At 67.4% G+C, this 261-nt stretch carries 1 protein-coding gene; it reads left to right on the forward strand.

Features of this window, described 5'->3' with window-relative positions; translation table 11 throughout:
- On the forward strand, positions 1-261 hold a 261-nt coding region (locus MELE44368_RS25665; protein ID WP_164890231.1), incomplete at both ends, for an HNH endonuclease signature motif containing protein.

Raw genomic sequence — 261 nt, forward strand, 5'->3', positions numbered from 1 at the left:
GGCGGGCCCGGATCCCGGGTATCGGCCCAGCGCCGCCTCGCGGGAATTCATCTTCTGGCGTGATCTGACGTGTCGCTGGCCCGGCTGTGATCGCCCCGCGCAGCGCTGCGATGTCGACCACACCATGGCTTGGCCGGCCGGGCCCACCCACCCGTCGAACAACAAGTGCTACTGCCGCCTGCATCATTTGATCAAAACGTTCTTCACCGGCCCCGGCGGCTGGCGCGACCATCAGTTCCCCGACGGCACCGTGGTGTTGAC

Source organism: Mycolicibacterium elephantis DSM 44368, assembly GCF_004014805.1.
GTDB classification, from domain to species: domain Bacteria; phylum Actinomycetota; class Actinomycetes; order Mycobacteriales; family Mycobacteriaceae; genus Mycobacterium; species Mycobacterium elephantis.